The 16,983-nt window shown below is 62.4% G+C and carries 18 protein-coding genes; 14 read left to right on the top strand and 4 right to left on the bottom strand.

Annotated elements, in window-relative coordinates:
- Positions 1 to 198: 198 nt before the first annotated feature.
- A complete protein-coding gene (locus J5286_RS11585) occupies positions 199 to 807 on the bottom strand; it encodes a TetR/AcrR family transcriptional regulator (RefSeq protein WP_209190456.1) in 609 nt (202 codons plus the stop codon).
- A gap of 110 nt (positions 808 to 917) precedes the next feature.
- Here J5286_RS11585 and J5286_RS11590 point away from each other — a divergent pair, with 110 nt between their 5' ends.
- Both J5286_RS11590 and J5286_RS11595 read left to right on the top strand, forming a co-directional pair.
- On the top strand, positions 918 to 1,214 hold the full coding sequence (locus tag J5286_RS11590) for a putative antibiotic biosynthesis monooxygenase (RefSeq protein ID WP_209190457.1): 297 nt from the start codon (positions 918 to 920) through the stop codon (positions 1,212 to 1,214).
- Positions 1,215 to 1,380: 166 nt separating this feature from the next.
- Positions 1,381 to 2,178 carry a creatininase family protein gene (locus J5286_RS11595; RefSeq protein ID WP_209190458.1) on the top strand — a complete coding sequence of 266 codons (798 nt, stop codon included), beginning with the start codon at positions 1,381 to 1,383 and terminating at the stop codon, positions 2,176 to 2,178.
- 24 nt (positions 2,179 to 2,202) lie between these two features.
- Here the strand turns inward: J5286_RS11595 and J5286_RS11600 are convergent, their stop codons facing one another.
- Entirely contained in the window at positions 2,203 to 3,153 is a 951-nt protein-coding gene (locus J5286_RS11600; protein ID WP_209190459.1) for a LysR family transcriptional regulator, read from the bottom strand.
- 183 nt (positions 3,154 to 3,336) lie between these two features.
- On the opposite strand from J5286_RS11600, the gene J5286_RS11605 reads away from it, so the two are divergent.
- From J5286_RS11605 to J5286_RS11630, 6 genes are all read left to right on the top strand, one after another.
- Positions 3,337 to 4,353, top strand: a complete 1,017-nt coding sequence (locus tag J5286_RS11605) for an ABC transporter substrate-binding protein (protein WP_047510616.1) — start codon at positions 3,337 to 3,339, stop codon at positions 4,351 to 4,353.
- Between the two features lie 66 nt (positions 4,354 to 4,419).
- Entirely contained in the window at positions 4,420 to 5,250 is an 831-nt protein-coding gene (locus tag J5286_RS11610; protein WP_209190460.1) for an ABC transporter ATP-binding protein, read from the top strand.
- A complete protein-coding gene (locus tag J5286_RS11615; RefSeq protein WP_111561515.1) occupies positions 5,250 to 6,092 on the top strand; it encodes an ABC transporter permease in 843 nt (280 codons plus the stop codon). The genes J5286_RS11610 and J5286_RS11615 overlap by 1 nt, the downstream gene beginning before the upstream one ends.
- Positions 6,092 to 7,405, top strand: a complete 1,314-nt coding sequence (locus J5286_RS11620; RefSeq protein ID WP_209190461.1) for a cytosine deaminase — start codon at positions 6,092 to 6,094, stop codon at positions 7,403 to 7,405. The genes J5286_RS11615 and J5286_RS11620 overlap by 1 nt, the downstream gene beginning before the upstream one ends.
- A 1-nt stretch (position 7,406) precedes the next feature.
- Positions 7,407 to 8,816: an FAD-binding oxidoreductase gene (locus J5286_RS11625; RefSeq protein ID WP_209190462.1), complete on the top strand. Its 1,410-nt coding sequence runs from the start codon at positions 7,407 to 7,409 to the stop codon at positions 8,814 to 8,816.
- Positions 8,813 to 9,394 (top strand): NAD(P)H-dependent oxidoreductase, encoded by a 582-nt coding sequence (locus tag J5286_RS11630; protein WP_209190463.1) that lies wholly within the window; start codon positions 8,813 to 8,815, stop codon positions 9,392 to 9,394. The genes J5286_RS11625 and J5286_RS11630 overlap by 4 nt, the downstream gene beginning before the upstream one ends.
- Before the next feature lie 100 nt (positions 9,395 to 9,494).
- On the opposite strand, the gene J5286_RS11635 is transcribed toward J5286_RS11630, so the two are convergent.
- Complete coding sequence (locus J5286_RS11635) at positions 9,495 to 9,890, bottom strand: RidA family protein (protein ID WP_209190464.1); 396 nt, start codon at positions 9,888 to 9,890, stop codon at positions 9,495 to 9,497.
- A 55-nt stretch (positions 9,891 to 9,945) separates the two neighbouring features.
- Positions 9,946 to 10,623 carry a GntR family transcriptional regulator gene (locus J5286_RS11640; RefSeq protein WP_209190465.1) on the bottom strand — a complete coding sequence of 226 codons (678 nt, stop codon included), beginning with the start codon at positions 10,621 to 10,623 and terminating at the stop codon, positions 9,946 to 9,948.
- Between the two features lie 326 nt (positions 10,624 to 10,949).
- Here J5286_RS11640 and J5286_RS11645 point away from each other — a divergent pair, with 326 nt between their 5' ends.
- From J5286_RS11645 to atzD, 6 genes are read left to right on the top strand one after another with little or no spacing between them, the layout of a single operon-like run.
- Positions 10,950 to 12,074 carry a BMP family ABC transporter substrate-binding protein gene (locus J5286_RS11645; RefSeq protein ID WP_209190466.1) on the top strand — a complete coding sequence of 375 codons (1,125 nt, stop codon included), beginning with the start codon at positions 10,950 to 10,952 and terminating at the stop codon, positions 12,072 to 12,074.
- A gap of 18 nt (positions 12,075 to 12,092) precedes the next feature.
- A complete protein-coding gene (locus J5286_RS11650) occupies positions 12,093 to 13,232 on the top strand; it encodes an ABC transporter permease (RefSeq protein WP_209190467.1) in 1,140 nt (379 codons plus the stop codon).
- Positions 13,232 to 14,158 carry an ABC transporter permease gene (locus tag J5286_RS11655; RefSeq protein WP_037178229.1) on the top strand — a complete coding sequence of 309 codons (927 nt, stop codon included), beginning with the start codon at positions 13,232 to 13,234 and terminating at the stop codon, positions 14,156 to 14,158. The genes J5286_RS11650 and J5286_RS11655 overlap by 1 nt, the downstream gene beginning before the upstream one ends.
- 42 nt (positions 14,159 to 14,200) lie before the next feature.
- Positions 14,201 to 15,217, top strand: coding sequence for a formamidase (locus tag J5286_RS11660; RefSeq protein WP_209190468.1), 1,017 nt, complete (start codon positions 14,201 to 14,203; stop codon positions 15,215 to 15,217).
- A gap of 12 nt (positions 15,218 to 15,229) precedes the next feature.
- Positions 15,230 to 15,931, top strand: coding sequence for a biuret amidohydrolase (biuH, locus tag J5286_RS11665; RefSeq protein ID WP_112534222.1), 702 nt, complete (start codon positions 15,230 to 15,232; stop codon positions 15,929 to 15,931).
- Entirely contained in the window at positions 15,931 to 16,983 is a 1,053-nt protein-coding gene (gene atzD, locus J5286_RS11670) for a cyanuric acid amidohydrolase (protein ID WP_209190469.1), read from the top strand. Before biuH ends, atzD begins: the two co-directional genes overlap by 1 nt.

Genomic DNA, 16,983 nt, shown 5'->3' on the forward strand with positions numbered 1-16,983 from the left:
CATCCTTGCTCCCAACGTTGGCTTTGACCAGTGCGTCGAGAGGCGAGACTGTCGCATCTCTAACTGGCCCAACTGTCGCATTACTAAATAGCCGCTACACACAGTTATCGCATAAGATAGATTATGGAACAGTTAGATGTGCACTGATGCGTAAAACTACTGGCTCGAAATGCTCCGCAAGCCGCCCGCTGCTTCACTTCATCGCTCCCCACCTCGATCACCGCCGCTGCGCAATCCCCTGATCATCTGGCCAATGAGTTTGTGAAGCTGCCCAGGATCGACGTCCAGCCGGCCGGTCAGCAAGCGGCTCCAGGCGAAGCCGGCCAGGAGTTCGATGGTGAGTTGCGGATCGACGTCGGCGTCGATCTCACCTCGGCGCGCCGCACGGCGCACGAGTTCGGCGGTCTGGTCGATGCGTTCTGCCATGTAGGTTCTGAGCGCTGCTGATGTCGTGGCGTCGCTTTGGGCCTCGGCGATAACGAAGCGGAAGATCGAGCCTGCCTCGCTGTCGCGCCAGTAATCGAAGAGCGCGGTGACGAAGGCGAACAGGTCGCTTTCGATCGTGCCGGTATCAGGAACGGGCTCGACGTGCTTCTGATCATGGTAGACGTCGAGCAGAAGTGCCGCGCGCGACGACCACCAGCGATAGATCGTCGGTTTTCCGGCGTGCGCGCGCCTGGCGACGGCCTCGATGGAAAAGCCGCTCAATCCTGTCTCGCGCAGAATGTCGGCGGCGGCTTTCAGAATAGCCTCCTGGCTTGCCGGATTGCGCTGCGCGCCAATCGAGGTGCGTCGGTCGGCTGTCATGAAACTCCTCCGTTATCCCTGGCTTTCGTAGCACAACGCAGACTTGAATGAAACGTATCGTTTCGTTATGGTCTCATCGAAACGATGCGTTCTTATAAGAGGGGAAAACCATGAGCGCCGACAACAATGATACCACTCCGTCTTCGGGCGATGAGGGCAAGACGCCGCCGCACCGGCTGCCGAAGCCGTGCCGATTTCGCCTGTCCTTCCTGCTGATCATCGCCGTCTATCCGCTGATTACGGCGCTTCTCTATATTCTGATGCCGCTCACCAGCAGCTGGGAGACGTGGCACCGCACGCTCGTCATCACGCCCGTCATGGTGTCGCTGATCGTGTTTCTGGTGACGCCGACCATCCAGCGGCATTTCGGCTGGTATGTACTGCGCATGCCGCGTCCCGAGCGGTAGAAGCGGGCGGGGCGCCCTGCCCGGCATCTGCGCTGTGGCGCGCCCTCCTCCGTCCCGGTCGTGCAGATCTCTCGCAAAAAGGCATCGGCACGAACGCAAATTGATGCTTTTCGCATGCCGGCTTAAGGCCTAGTCAATGTCCCATCAGATCGAAGAGGACACGGCGATGGCAACCCCATTTTACTGGAACGAGCTCAACACCTACGATTTCGCCGGGCTGTCCGCCGACACCACGATCGCGATCCTGCCGATCGCGTCCACCGAGCAGCATGGGCCGCATTTGCCTGTTGCCACCGATGTCGCTATCGCCAACGGGATGCTGCAGGAACTGCGCCGCCAGCGGCCCGACGATCTCGACATATTGGTGCTGCCGACGCAAGAAATCGGCAAGGCCAACGAGCACGTCTATGGCCCGGGCACGCTGTCTCTCAGCGCGGAACTGCTCATCCCCGTCTGGACCGCGATCGGCGCGAAGGTAGCGGAGGCCGGCCTGCGCAAGATGGTGATCGTCAATTCGCATGGCGGCAATGTCGATATCATGAGCATCGTCGCGCGCGAACTCCGGGTGCGCTACCAGATGGCCGTGGTCTCCACGCAGTGGGGCCGCTTCGGCCAACCTGATGGGATGATCAGCGAGCATGAGACGCGCTACGGCATTCACGGCGGCGAGGTCGAGACATCGCTGATGCTGCATTTCCGGCCGGATCTGGTGCGCATGGAGAAGGCCGAGAATTTCACCTCGAAGGCGGAATGGATGCGCGAACAGTCGAAATTCATCCAGCCGCTGCCGCCGCATTCGCTCGCCTGGATCGCCCACGACCTCAATCCGAACGGCGTGGTCGGCGATGCCTCGCGCGGCACCGCCGAAAAGGGCGAGGCGATCTGCCGGCATCAGGTCAAGGGCTTCGTCGAGATGCTCGGGGACCTCAAGCGTTACCCGCTCGCCAATCTCTACAGCAAATAGGCCGCGGTCCGGCTGGATATGTCGTCACGCGCCCGCTGATCTGTCGGGCGCGATATGGCCCTTGTCCTGCAACTCGTGAACGAGGCCGGCAAGCTCGGCCAGCAGGTATTCGACGAACAGGCTGGTCGCGGCATCCAGCGGCGCGCGGGCGCGGGCGAAGAGCTTCATCGGCTGATGGCGGGCATGCGGCTCGGCGATCGGGCGGAACACGAGCTCGCCGGCACGGCATTCGGTCACCACGTCGAGCGGGTTCAGCATGGTCAGCCCTGCCCCGCATTTCACCAGTTTCTTCAGCATTTCCGAGGCGTTGCTTTCCAGCACCGGTTCGACGGACACATCGAGCCGCGCCAGCGCGAGATTGATGACATCGCGCAGACTGGTGCCCTGCTGCGCCAGCAGCAGGCGCTCCTGAACGACGTCGCCGAGATTGATCGGCCCGTCGCCGATCAGCCGGTGGCCTGGCGGCAGGACGATGCCGATCGGGATGTCGAAGCTTCCGAGTGAGCGAATGCCGGGTGTGGCCGGAATGTTGAAGCCGAGGCCGATGTCGACCTCGCCTGAAAGCACCGGATTGACCGTCGTCGTGCCGGCGTCGTTCCTGATCTGGAAATAGACGCGCGGATGCTCGGTCTGGAACTGGGTGATGATTTCGGCAAGCGGGCCGGATGCGAGACCCACCGTCGTAACCAGCCGCACCTTGCCGGCCTGTTGCATCTTCAGGCTGCGGATGCGACCTTCCAGGCGATCGTAATTTTTCAGTACCTCGCGGATATGCTCGATGCACAGCTCGCCTGCGGCCGTCAGTCTCAGTCCGCGCGGCAGGCGTTCGAAAAGCGGCGCTCCGATTTCCTCCTCGAGCGCCAGGATCTGCCGGTTGATGGCCGAGGATGCGACGTTGAGGCGGGCCGCGGCCTTGCGGATCGAGCCGGAGCGGGCAATCTCGTCGATGTATTGAAGCTTTCTGGAGTGCAGCATTCGACCCTCGGTGCATCTATTTTAAGCGCCGCGCACAAATTAGAAACAGGCGCGTTGTGAGATGCCAAAAAGGCATCGTTGCGCACGAATTTTGATGCTTTTCAAACAGCAAAGCAATCGCTCAAATGAAAGAAATGGAGCGCTGTCGAAGACGCTCCTTGGCCTCAAAGGGGAATGGCTGACATGTCCAATGCATTGAAGACGATGGCTTTTACGACGCTGCTCGGTCTCGGAACGGCGCTTTGCGCGGCCGCTCCTTCCTACGCGCTCGACAAGGTGAGCTACGGGACCAACTGGCTGGCGCAGGCGGAACATGGCGGCTTCTACCAGGCGGTCGCGGACGGCACTTACGCCAAGCATGGCCTCGACGTGACGATCGTTCAGGGCGGGCCGAATGCGGCAAACTCGGCGCTTCTGATCTCGGGCAAGATCGACTTCTACATGGGCAGTTCGCAGGGCGAGCTGACGGCCGTCGAGCAGGGTATTCCGCTGGTCGATGTCGCGGCGATATTCCAGAAGGACCCGCAGGTGTTGATCGCGCATCCCGACGCCGGCGTCGAGAAGTTCGAGGATCTCGCCAAGCTCAACACGCTGTTTCTCGGCAAAGATGGCTATCTGACCTTCTTCGAGTGGATGAAGGCCAACTATTCCGGCTTCAAGGACGAGCAGTACAAGCCCTACAATTTCAACCCTGGCCCGTTCATCGCCGACAAGTCCTCGGCGCAGCAGGGCTACCTGACATCCGAACCCTACGAAATCCAGAAGCAGACCGGCTGGGAGCCGAAGGTCTTCCTGCTCGCCGACAACGGCTACAGCCCCTACTCCACGGCGATCACCACGACGCAGGCGATGATCGACGGCAAGTCTGATGTCGTGCAGCGCTTCGTCGACGCCTCGATCGAGGGCTGGTACAATTATCTCTATGGCGACAATGCCAAGGCCAACGAACTGATCAAGAAAGACAATCCCGAGATGACCGACGGTCAGATCGCCTATTCCATCGCCAAGATGAAGGAATACGGGATCGTCGAGTCCGGCGAGGCGCTGGACAAGGGCATCGGCTGCATGACCGACGCGCACTACAAAAAGTTCTTCGACGAGATGGTCGGCATCAAGGTGCTGAAGGCAGACACGGATTACACAAAGGCGTTCACGACCAAATACGTCTGCAAGGGCGTGGGCATGGCGCTGAAGAAGTAAGTCGGGCTTCCTCCTCTCCTGTGTGGAGAGGAGGCCCATGGCATACCCAGGAAACGAACGGACCTCATGACTTCATCGCAGCCCACCCCGTCAGCGACACCAGCCGAAGCCCGCAGGCGGCCGCTCGTTGCGATGAAGCAGGTCTCCAAGATCTTTTCCAGCGGCACGGTCGCGCTCTCGGGCATGACGCTGACGGTCGAGAGCGGCGAGTTCATCAGCCTGCTCGGTCCATCCGGCTGCGGGAAGTCGACGGCGCTGCGGATCATGGCCGGGCTCGGCGACGTGTCGTCCGGGACGATCGACTGGCCGAGTTCACGCATCAATTCGCGCGGCCTGCCGGAGGGCGATATCAGCTTCGTGTTCCAGGAGCCGACGCTGATGCCCTGGAAGAACGTGTTCGATAATGTGCACCTTCCGTTGAAGCTGCGCGGTGTGTCGAAAGCTGCGTCGCGCGCGGAAATCATGGCGGTGCTTGCGACCGTCGGGCTGCAGGATTTCGCCGAGGCCTATCCGCGTGAGCTCTCGGGCGGCATGAAAATGCGCGTGTCGATCGCACGCGCGCTGGTGACGAAGCCGAAGCTGCTGTTGATGGACGAACCCTTCGCGGCGCTCGACGAAATCACCCGGCAGAAGCTCAACGACGACGTGCTGCGCCTCTGGAAGGAGACCGGCATCACGGTGATCTTCGTCACGCATTCGGTGTTCGAATCCGCCTACCTTTCCAACCGCATCGTCGTCATGAAGGCGCGGCCGGGGCGGGTGCATGCCGATCTGCCGCTCGTCACCAGTCTTGAGCGCGACGCGCATTACCGCACCTCCGAGGAATACCGCCAGGCTTGCGAAACCGTTTCGCACTCGCTGATCGGCGCGATCAATGCCGCGAAGGAGGATCACTGATGGCCGATATCGCCGAGACACCCGCCATCGAGGTTGCCAAGCCGATCAATGCGCGGCGCCGCGATCTGGCGCTGCGGATCCTCGTTCCGGTGCTGACGGTTGCGGCACTGGTCGTGATCTGGTGGCTCTACGTCAAGCTGTCGGGCGTGCCGCCCTATATCCTGCCGGGTCCGGCGGCGGTGGCCAGTGCCTTCGTCAGCGATTGGGGGACGCTCGCCCCTGCCCTTTGGGTCACCACCAAGATCACCTTCATGTCTCTGATCCTGGCGCTGATCGGCGGCGTCGGCTTTGCCGTCTTTCTCGTGCAGTCGCGCTGGATCGAGATCGCCTTTTATCCGCTGGCGGTCATCCTGCAGGTGACGCCTGTGGTGGCGATCTCGCCGCTGATCCTGATCTATGCGCCATCGACGCAGGTGGCGCTCTTGATCTGCGCCTTTCTCGTCGCCTTCTTCCCGATCCTGTCGAACATGGTGCAGGGCCTCAAAAGCGTCGATCATAACCTGATTAACCTTTTCGAGCTCTACGGCGCTTCCCGCTGGCAGACTCTGCTCTATCTGAAGCTGCCGGCCGCCCAGCCCTATTTCATGACGGGGCTCCGGATCGGCGGCGGGCTGGCGCTGATCGCCGCCGTCGTCGCGGAGTTCGCGGCGGGCTCGGCGGGCGCCGGATCGGGTCTGGCCTTCCGCCTGCTCGAAGCGCAGTACCGCATGAACATCCCTCGCCTCTTCGCCGCCTTGTTGATGCTGTCGCTGCTCGGCGTGGCGATCTTCGCGATCACCTCATTCATCTCCTGGCTCAGCCTGCATCGCTGGCATGAGAGCAGCCTGAAGCGGGAAAACTGATGACCTCTTCCTTCATGTCGCCGCCCAATTCCGCACGCTTCGTGCTCAGCCACGCCACGTTGCCCGATATCGCCGTCGCGGGCTACGAGGCTGTCGCGGCCGAGGGGCTGGTGAAGGCCGATCTCGTGATTGAGGACGGGCTGATCGCCGCGATCCTTCCGCCCGGCTCGGCGCCGCAGGAGCTTGCGAAATCCGACATGCGCGACGGCATGATCTGGCCGTGTTTCGCCGATGTGCACACGCATCTCGACAAGGGCCATATCTGGGGGCGCAACAGCAATCCGGATGGCACCTTCATGGGCGCGCTGACATCGGTCGGTATCGACCGCGCCACGCACTGGAATGCAGCCGATGTGCGCAAGCGCATGGAGTTCTCGCTACGATCGGCATACGCGCACGGCACCAGCCTGATCCGCACGCACCTGGATTCGCCAGCGCCGCAGCATCGCATCTCGTTCGAGGTGTTTGCCGAGGTGCGCGACGCCTGGAAGGACAAGATAGCGCTGCAGGCGGCGGCGCTGTTTCCGATGGACGACATGGTCAACGAGGCCTACTTCGCCGAACTCGTCCAAATCGTTCGCGACACCGGCTGCCTGCTCGGCGGCGTGACGAAGATGAGCGCGGATCTCACCTCGCAGCTCGATACGCTGCTGAAGGCCGCCGCAGACAATGGGCTCGACGTCGATCTGCATGTCGACGAAACCGACGATCCCGGCGCCGAGACGCTGAAGGCGATCGCCGAGGCGGTTTTGCGCAACGGCTTTACCGGCAAGGTGACGGCCGGCCATTGCTGCTCGCTGGCAAGACAGGACGACGAGCTCGCCAAGCGGACAATCGATCTCGTGCAAAGCGCAGGAATTTCAATCATTTCCCTGCCGATGTGCAACATGTACCTTCAGGACCGTTATCCTGATCGGACGCCGCGCTGGCGTGGGGTGACGCTGTTCAAGGAGCTCGATGCCGCCGGGGTGCTGACAGCCGTCGCCTCCGACAACACGCGTGATCCCTTCTATGCCTATGGCGATCTCGATCCGGTCGAAGTGTTCCGCGAGGCGGTGCGCATCCTGCAGCTCGACCATCCGCTCGACAGCGCCGCGCGTATCGTGACGACATCGGCCGCCGATATCGCAGGGCGCCCTGATATGGGCCGTATCGCCGTCGGGCTGCCGGCCGATCTCGTGCTTTTCAGCGCCCGGCGCTGGAGCGAATTTCTATCCCGTCCGCAGGCCGACCGCGTGGTGCTACGTCGCGGCAAGGTCATCGACCGCAGCCTGCCGGATTACCGTGAACTCGATAGCGTCGTTGGAGCCTGACATGCCGGATTACCAGAAGATCAAACAGGAACTCGAAGGCATCGCCATCGAGGACAATCCGGCGCTGGTGCGCCAGAAGAGCCGGGACTTCTATTGGTACTCGCCCGTGCTGAAGGCGCAGCTCGATGGCGTCACCGCCGATCTGGTGGTCACGCCGAAGAACGAAGCCGAGGTCATCCAGACGCTGAAGGTGGCGTTTGCGCACGGGGTTCCGGTCACCCCGCGCGGTGCCGGCACCGGCAATTACGGCCAGGCCATGCCGCTCTCGGGCGGTATCGTTCTCAATCTGGCGGCCATGGCCCAGATCAAGGAAATCCATCCCGGTCGCGTGATCTGCGAGCCGGGTATCATCATCGCCCAGCTCGACAAGCAGACCAAGGCGCATTCCGGCCAGGAGCTGCGCTTCCATCCATCGACGGCACAGACGGCGACGATCGGCGGCTTCATTGCCGGCGGCTCCGGTGGTGTCGGATCGATCACCTGGGGCGGCCTGCGTGATATCGGCAACATCATCCGGCTGCGGGTGGTGACCATGGAGGCCGAGCCGCGCGTGCTGGAGCTGACGGGCTGGGACCTGCAGAAGGTCAGCCACGCCTATGGCACCAACGGCATCATCACCGAGATAGAGATGCCGCTGGCGCCCGCTTACGATTGGGTCGACGTGCTCGTCGGATACGACCAGTTCATGGACGGCGTGCGCTACGCCGATGCGCTGGCGAAGTGCAACGGCATCCTGACCAAGGAGATCGCCCCGATCGCCGCTCCCATCCCCTACAGCTACTTCACCCGCCACAAGCCCTATATCCGCGAAGGGCAGTCTGTCGTGGTGGTGATGGTGGCGCCGCATTCGATCGATGCCTTCGCAGCGTTCACGGTCTCGCAGAAGGGCGAGATCATCTTCCGCTCCGACAAGGTGGAGAGCATGAAGGGCATTCCGCATGCCTATGAGCTCGCCTGGAACCACACGACGCTGCGCGCGCTCAAGGTCGATCCCGAGTACACCTATCTTCAGGTCCAGTATCCCGGCCCCGACCATGTGGCGAAGGTCGCCAAGATGGTCGAAATCTTCGGCGACGAGGTGCCCGGCCATCTTGAGTTCATCAAGTTCGACGGGCAGATCCAATGCTCGGGCCTGCCGCTGGTGCGCTACACGACCGAGGAGCGGCTGGAGGAGATCATCAAGATCCACCAGGACCACGGCTGCCCGATCTTCAATCCGCACCGCTATACGCTCGAGGAAGGCGGCATGAAGCAGACTGACAAGGTGCAGCTCGCCTTCAAGCACGAGACCGATCCGAAGGGGCTGCTCAACCCCGGCAAGATGATCGCCTGGGAGAACCCCAACTTCGATTTCTCGGCCGGCGAGAACTATCTCTTCCCGGGCCTCGCTTCGGTGATGGAGAGCGCATGAGGGTACTCGTCCTTCACTCGCATCCGGTGGAATCGAGCTACGGCAAGGCGCTCTATCTAAAGACGCTGGAGAGCCTGAAGGCGGCAGGGCACGAGGTCGATGCCTGCGACCTCTATGCTGAGGAATTCGATCCCGTTCTGTCGCGGCATGACCGGCTGGTCTACCACGACTATCCCGAGAATACGGAGCTGGTGAAGGAGCATGTCGAGCGACTGAAGCGGGCGGAGGGGTTGGTCATCGTCACACCCATCTGGAACTTCGGCTTTCCGGCAATCCTGAAGGGTTACTTCGACCGCGTCTGGCTGCCGGGCGTGTCTTTCGAACTGGTGGACGGGAAGGTGGAATCCCGTCTCAGGCACATCCGCAAGCTCGGCGCGGTGCTGACCTATGGAGCCACCCCGTTCCGCGCCTTCGTCGCCGGCAATCCGCCGAAGAAGATCGTCAAGCGGGTGCTGAGGGCGCAGATCAATCCGGTGCGCCCGGTGGCCTTTCTCGCCCATTACGACATGAACAACTGCACGGAAGAAACGAGGGCAGCGTTTATGGGGAAGGTCGAGACGGCGATGGGGCGGTTTTAGACCGTCTCGGGTATTCCCGCCTGCCCGTTCGTTCTCACTTATCTTATGAGAACTCTTTCTCAAGTCTTTGATAATATATTATTTACTCGGCGGCTTAGGCTTATAGCGTGACCACCTTCGTCGCCGTCACCTCGACCTCGACTAGAAACTCCGCGCGCGTAAAGCCGCCGACGACGAGCAGCGTGGAGACGGGCTTGGGGTCGAGCGTATAGCGGTCTCGCACCGCCATATAGGCCGGGAAGTCCTCGCGGCGGGTCACGAAGCCGGAGATGCGGATCACGTCCGCGTAGGTCATGCCGGCCTCCTCCAGGATCGCGCCGATTGCCTTGAAGCAGAGTTCCGCCTGGGCGGTGACGCCTTCCGGAATGCTGTCGTCAAGGGCGATACCGAGCTGCCCTGATGTGACAAGCAGCGAGGCGCCTGGCGGCACGAGGAGGCCGTGATTGTAGTTGCCGAAGGGCTTGCGAACAGATGGGGGATTGATCGCGTTCTTCATGAAAACCTATATTTCACAATTGCTTATGGTTCATTTCTGATATCGGACAGGAAGATCACTCCGCCTTATCGGATGCGAACACAATACTGGCATCACTGACGATGGCAACATGCGAAAAGGCGGCCTGGCTGGCTGCAGCGGCGTCGCCGCGCATGATCGCTGTGACGATGACGTCGTGCTCGTCATAAGACTTGGCGAGGCGCCCTGGGAGCCGGAATTGCGCACGGCGGAACGGCGCCAGGCGTGCGCGGGTCTGCGTCACCATTTCGTAGATGTGGTCGTTATGGGCGCCGCGATAGAGCCGGGTGTGGAACTCCGTGTTGTGCGCGGCGTAGTCTTCCTGGGCATTGGCGTGGACAAGCCTCGCCGACGCGCGGTGTTCGAGCTCGAGCGCATGGCGCTCATCGACAGTCATGCGCTCCGCGGCCAGCCGCGCGCAGATGGCTTCGAGCTCCGACATCGCCTCGAACATGGAGTGCAGATAGGCTTCCGTGACATTAGCGACCACGGCGCTGCGGTTGGGCTCGCGATCGACGAGGCCCATGGCGCCCAATTCCCGCAAGGCTTCGCGCACCGGCGTTCTGGATACGTCGAAACGGACAGCAAGCGAGAGTTCATCCAGCCGCTCGCCGGGATGCATGACGCCCGTGACGATCATGTCCGCGATGGCGCGCACCATCTGCTCGACGGTGGTGCCCGTGCGTATGACCTGTCTGCGCCTGATCTGCTTCACTTCAGAACTCTGCTTTTCACATTGCATACAGATGAACGGCAAAACAAAGAAAGTCAAATAATTATATATTTGCAGTGACTTATGAATTTATATTAATGTCTGCGTGCAGCATTTTTCCTTTGTTATCAGGTGCATGCGGCGATTTTTCAGACATGGATGCATTTTTAATCATATCCAGATTGCAATCTGCATACAGTTTACGCGCTGCCGCCTCCCCTCTTTTGAAATGCACGCGATAACAATACCTTAGAAACTGGCACGGTCATTGCATGCACTTTTTCCCGCAACCATTTGTTTGACGCGGCCTTGCCGCAGGGAGAATCGCAATGACCAAGCTCCTTTCCATGAATCGCCGCCATTTCCTCCAGGCTTCCGCCGCCGGTGCGCTGGCGATGACACCGGGCCTGATGGCGGGTCGCGCGATGGCGCAGACCGCGCTCACCGTCGGCTTCATCTATGTCGGCCCGAAGGACGACTATGGCTATAACCAGGCCCACGCCGAGGGTGCCGCGGCCGTCAAGGCGCTCGAAGGCGTCACCGTCGTCGAAGAGGAAAATGTTCCTGAAACCGTCGATGTCCAGAAGACGATGGAATCGATGATCAATCTCGATGGCGCGACCCTGCTCTTCCCGACCTCGTTCGGCTATTTCGACCCCCACATGCTGGCCATGGCCGCGAAATATCCGGACATCCAGTTCCGCCATTGCGGCGGCCTCTGGCAGGAGGGCAAGAACCCGATGAATACCGGCTCCTATTTCGGCTATATCGGCCAGGGCCAGTATCTGAACGGGATCGCTGCCGGTTACGCCTCGAAGAGCAAGAAGATCGGCTTCGTCGCCGCCAAGCCGATCCCGCAGGTGCTGCAGAACATCAATTCCTTCCTGCTCGGCGCGCGCTCCGTCGATCCCGCCATCACCTGCCAGGTGATCTTCACCGGCGAATGGTCGCTGGCCGTCAAGGAAGCGGAAGCCACCAACGCGCTGGTCGACCAGGGCGCCGACGTCATCACCTGCCATGTCGACAGCCCGAAGGTGGTGGTCGAGACCGCGGCCGGTCGCGGCGCCTTCGTCTGCGGCTACCACGCCAACCAGAGCCCGCTGGCGCCCGAGAAGTACCTCACTGGTGCCGAATGGGCCTGGGGCAACGTCTACACCGACTTCGTCAAGAAAGCACAGGCCGGCGAGAAGCTCGGCAATTTCGTGCGCGGCGGCCTGAAGGATGGCTTCGTCAAGATGAGCCCGCTCGGGCCGGCCGTTTCGACTGAAGCCCGCACCAAGTTCGAGGCCGTCCATGCCGAGATCATGAGCGGCAAATTCTCGGTCTTCAAGGGACCGATGAAGGACAACAAGGGCAACGTGATCGTCGCCGCCGACAAGGCGCTCGCCGAGGACGCGATCGAGCTCGAGAGCATGGATTATCTGGTCGAGGGCGTCGTCGGATCCACGGCTTAAGCCAGAGGGAGAAGCGTCATGACAATCGAGGCGAACACTCCATCCCTATCGCCTGCTATCTCCGATACGCCGGCGCGGTCCTTCCTGGGGCCGTTGCTGGAATGGCTGGCACGGCGGGCAGAACCCGTCATCATCAGCCTCGGCGCGATCCTGGTCGGTCTGGCGCTTTTCTCGCTCTTCATCATGGCGGTCGGCAAATCGCCGGCCGTGCTTTTCCAGCTCATGTATGCCGGCGGCTTCGGCAGCTGGTTTTCGGTGCAGAACAGCCTCAGCCGTTCCGCGCCGCTGCTTTTGACGGCGCTCTGCGTGGCGCTGCCGGCAAGGCTTGGGCTGACCATCATCGGCGGCGAGGGAGCGGTGGTGCTTGGCGGGGTGGCGGCCGCAGCAATCGCCCTTCCCTTTATCGGCACCCTGCCCGCCTTGCTGGTCCTGCTTCTGATGGCGGCGGCGGCCATGGTGGTCGGCGGCCTGTGGATCGGTTTCGCGGGCTTCCTGCGGCACTATCGCGGGGTGAACGAGACGATCTCTTCGCTGCTGCTCGCCTATATCGCGATCGCGCTGATGAACCAGTTCGTCGAGGGGCCGCTGCGCGATCCAGCCAGCCTCAACAAACCCTCCACCGCGCCGCTGCCGGCGGAATACATGATGGGCAAGATACCGGGCATGGATGTGCACTGGGGTCTGGTGATCGGTGTCGTTGCCTGCATTGTCTCCTGGATCCTGATCGAGGTGACGAGCTACGGCTTCGCCGCCCGCATCGCCGGCGGCAATGTGCGCGCCGCGCAGATCCAGGGATTGCCGGTGGGACGCCTGATCGTCGGCTTCACGGCGATTGCGGGCAGCTTCGCCGGGCTTGCGGGCATGATCGAGGTCGCCGCCGTCCAGGGTAGCGCCAATGCTTCGATCGCGGCCGGCTACGGCTATACCGGCATCCTCGTCGCCTTCCTGGCGCGACACAATCCGCTGGCGATCATTCCCGTCGCCATCCTTCTCGGCGGCATCGATGCCTCGGGCGGGTTGATCCAGCGGCGAATGGGCCTGCCGGATGCGACCGTGCTGGTGCTTCAGGGAACGCTCTTCGTCGTCATCCTGCTGTTCGAGACCTTCTACGGCCGTTTCAAGATCTTCAACCCTGACCTTTGGAAGAGGAACCCGTGATGGACGAGACCGGTATCGGCATATGGGGTGTACCTCTGGCGATCCTCGCCGGCGCCATCCGCGTCTCCACGCCCTTCATCTTCGTCAGCCTCGGCGAGACGATCACCGAACGATCCGGGCGCATCAATCTCGGGCTTGAGGGGACGCTGGTATTCGGCGCGATGACGGCCTACGCGGTTGCCGTCATGAGCGGTTCGGCCTGGCTCGGCGTGCTCGCGGCGATGGGAACGGGCGCCGTCTTCGGCCTCGTGCACGGCTGGATCTGCAAGTGGCCGAAGGTCAACGACATCGCGATCGGCATCGCCATGATGCAGTTCGGCCTGGGGATGGCCTTCTTCCTCGGCAAGCCCTTCATCAAGCCGGTGGCACCGCATCTGCCCTCTATCCCGCTCGGCGGCTGGTCGAGCCTGCCGCAGGTGCAGGCTGCCTTGAACATCAATGTGCTCTTCGTCATCGGCGCGCTGCTTGCGGTGGCGCTGTGGTGGGCGTTCAAGAATACCCGCGTCGGGCTGATCCTGCGCGTCGTCGGCGACAGCACGGATGCGGCGCGGGCCATGGGTATCGATCCGGATCGTGTCCGCTTGCTGGCCACAGCCGCCGGCGGATCGCTGGCCGCCGTCGGCGGGGCCTATCTCTCGCTCTACTATCCGGGCTCCTGGAACGAGGGCATCTCATCCGGCCAGGGCCTGATGGCGGTGGCGCTCGTGATCTTCGCGCGCTGGAACCCGATCGGCTGCTTCCTCGCCGCCCTTCTCTTCGGCGGAGCCGGCGCGCTCGGCCCTGCCCTGCAATCGGTCGGCGTCACGCAAGGCTACTACCTGTTTTACGCGGCACCCTACGTGCTGACGCTGGCCATCCTGATCGCCACCTCCTCGCCCACCCGCTCGCTTGCGGGTGCGCCGGGGGCCCTGTCACTCACGAAGTAAGTCACTCACCCAGTAATTCTGTTTTGAAATAGGGATTTAGCCATGAACGGTCTCGGCGGCCTCAACAAATCCGAACACGGCGTCGGCATCGGCCTCGTGCAGCTCCAGCTTCCGGTAACCGTCACCAAGGAGGATCTGGCGCGGCAAACGCAGGTGATCGTCGATCTCGTGGCCAAGGCGCGGCGCAACCAGCCGGGCATGGATCTCGTCGTGTTCCCCGAATATGCGCTGCACGGGCTGTCGATGGATATCAACCCCGAGATCATGTGCCGGCTGGATGGGCCTGAGGTCGCGGCGTTCAAGAAGGCGTGCCTGGACAACCGGATCTGGGGCTGCTTCTCGATCATGGAATTCAATCCCGGCGGCATGCCCTATAATTCCGGCATCGTCATCGACGATACGGGCGAGTTGAAGCTCTATTATCGCAAGATGCATCCCTGGGTGCCGGTCGAGCCGTGGGAGCCGGGCAATCTCGGCATTCCCGTCATCGATGGCCCCAAAGGCGCCAAGCTGGCGCTTATCATCTGCCATGACGGCATGTTTCCCGAGATGGCGCGGGAATGCGCCTACAAGGGCGCCGAGATCATGATCCGCACCGCGGGCTATACCGCGCCGATCCGCGACAGCTGGAAGTTCACCAACCAGTCCAACGCCTTCTGCAACCTCATGGTCACGGCAAGCGTGTGCATGTGCGGTTCGGACGGCACCTTCGACAGCATGGGCGAAGGCATGATCTGCAATTTCGACGGCTCGATCATCGCCCACGGCACATCGGGCCGCGTCAACGAGATCATCACCGCCGAAGTCAGGCCCGACCTGGTGCGCGAGGCGCGGCTCGGCTGGGGCGTGGAGAACAACATCTACCAGTTCGGCCATCGCGGTTATGTCGCTGTCGCGGGCGGCGCGGGCGACGCGCCCTACAGCTACATGCACGACCTGATCGCGGGCCATTACAAGCTGCCCTGGGAAGCGGACATCAAGATCACCGACGGCACCTCCTGCGGCTTCGACAAGCCGGCGAGGCGCTATGGCGAAACATTCAAGCTTGCGGGCGAATAGAGGAGACGGACGATGGACATGATGACCGAGGCAAAAGAGCACTACGTCAAGGCCGATCCCTACCCCTGGCCCTATAACGGCGCGTTGAGGCCCGACAACACGGCGCTCATCATCATCGACATGCAGACCGACTTTTGTGGCAAGGGCGGCTATGTCGATCACATGGGCTACGATCTGGCTCTGGTGCAGGCGCCGATCGAGCCGATCAAGGCGGTGCTGACGGCGATGCGCGCCAAGGGCTACCACATCATCCACACCCGCGAAGGTCACCGGCCTGACCTCGCCGACCTGCCGGCCAACAAGCGCTGGCGCTCGCAGCGGATCGGCGCTGGCATCGGCGACGCCGGGCCTTGCGGCCGCATCCTCGTGCGTGGCGAGCCGGGCTGGGACATCATTCCCGAGCTCTATCCCCTCGAAGGCGAAGTGATCATCGACAAGCCGGGCAAGGGCTCGTTCTGCGCCACGGATCTGGAACTGATCCTGAACCAGAAGCGCATCGAGAACATCATCCTCACCGGGATCACCACCGACGTCTGCGTCTCCACCACCATGCGCGAGGCCAATGATCGCGGTTTCGAATGCCTGTTGCTGGAGGATTGCTGCGGCGCCACCGACTATAACAACCACCTCGCCGCCATTCACATGGTGAAGATGCAGGGCGGTGTGTTCGGCTCGGTCTCCAATTCCAAGGCCCTGATCGAGGCGCTCGTCTGATGTCATCAATGCGTGCCCAGGTCTTTCGCGTGCCGGCCGATGGGCCGGATGATGTCTCCGGCGTCGAGGCGCTGTTTGCTGCCGGCTTGAAGCCGGAGAGCGTGGTCGCCATCCTCGGCAAGACCGAGGGCAACGGCTGCGTCAACGACTTCACCCGCGGCTATGCGACATCGAGCTTCGAGGCGCTGTTTCGCCGCCACGGTGTCGAGGGCGTGTCGATCGTCATGTCCGGCGGCACCGAAGGGGCGCTGTCGCCGCACTGGACGGTGTTTGCCCGCGAGGAGACCGAAGCGCCGGCGACGCGGGCGCTGGCGATCGGGGCGGCGCGCACGCCTGCCTTGCCCTCGCATGATCTCGGGTGCCGCGCACAGGTGCTGATGGTGGCCGATGCCGTAAAGGCCGCGATCCGGGACGCCGGGATCGAGGATATGGCGGACGTGCATTTCGTGCAGATCAAGTGCCCGCTGCTGACGACGCAGCGGATCGCCAAGGTGGAGGCATCCGGCAAGACCGTCGCCACGCGCGACACGCTGAAATCCATGGGGCTTTCGCGCGGCGCGTCGGCGCTCGGGGTTGCCGTGGCGCTCGGCGAGCTCGACGCGGACGAGATCACCGATGGCGATATCGGCACGCGCCACGAGCTTTATTCGCGCTGCGCTTCGGCGTCGGCTGGCGTCGAGCTTTTGGATCACGAGATCGTCGTGCTCGGCATGAGCTCCAGATGGTTCGGCCCTTTCCAGATCGACCATGCCGTGATGCAGGACGCGATCGATGTGCAGGCGGTCAAGGCAGCTTATGCACGGCTGCCTGAGGGCAAGCTGGCGGCGGTGCTGGCGAAGGCGGAGCCAGACCCGAGCGGCCAGGTGCGCGGCAATCGGCACACCATGCTCGGCGATTCCGACATATCCGGTACGCGCCATGCCCGCGCTTTCGTCGGCGGCGTGCTGTCAGGCGTGTTCGGGATGACCGATCTCTACGTCTCGGGTGGCGCCGAGCATCAGGGGCCGCCGGGCGGCGGTCCCGTGGCAATCATCGTCGAAAAGGAGACCTGA

Origin of the sequence: Rhizobium sp. 16-488-2b, assembly GCF_017741815.1 — a bacterium.
Classification (GTDB): Bacteria; Pseudomonadota; Alphaproteobacteria; order Rhizobiales; family Rhizobiaceae; genus Rhizobium.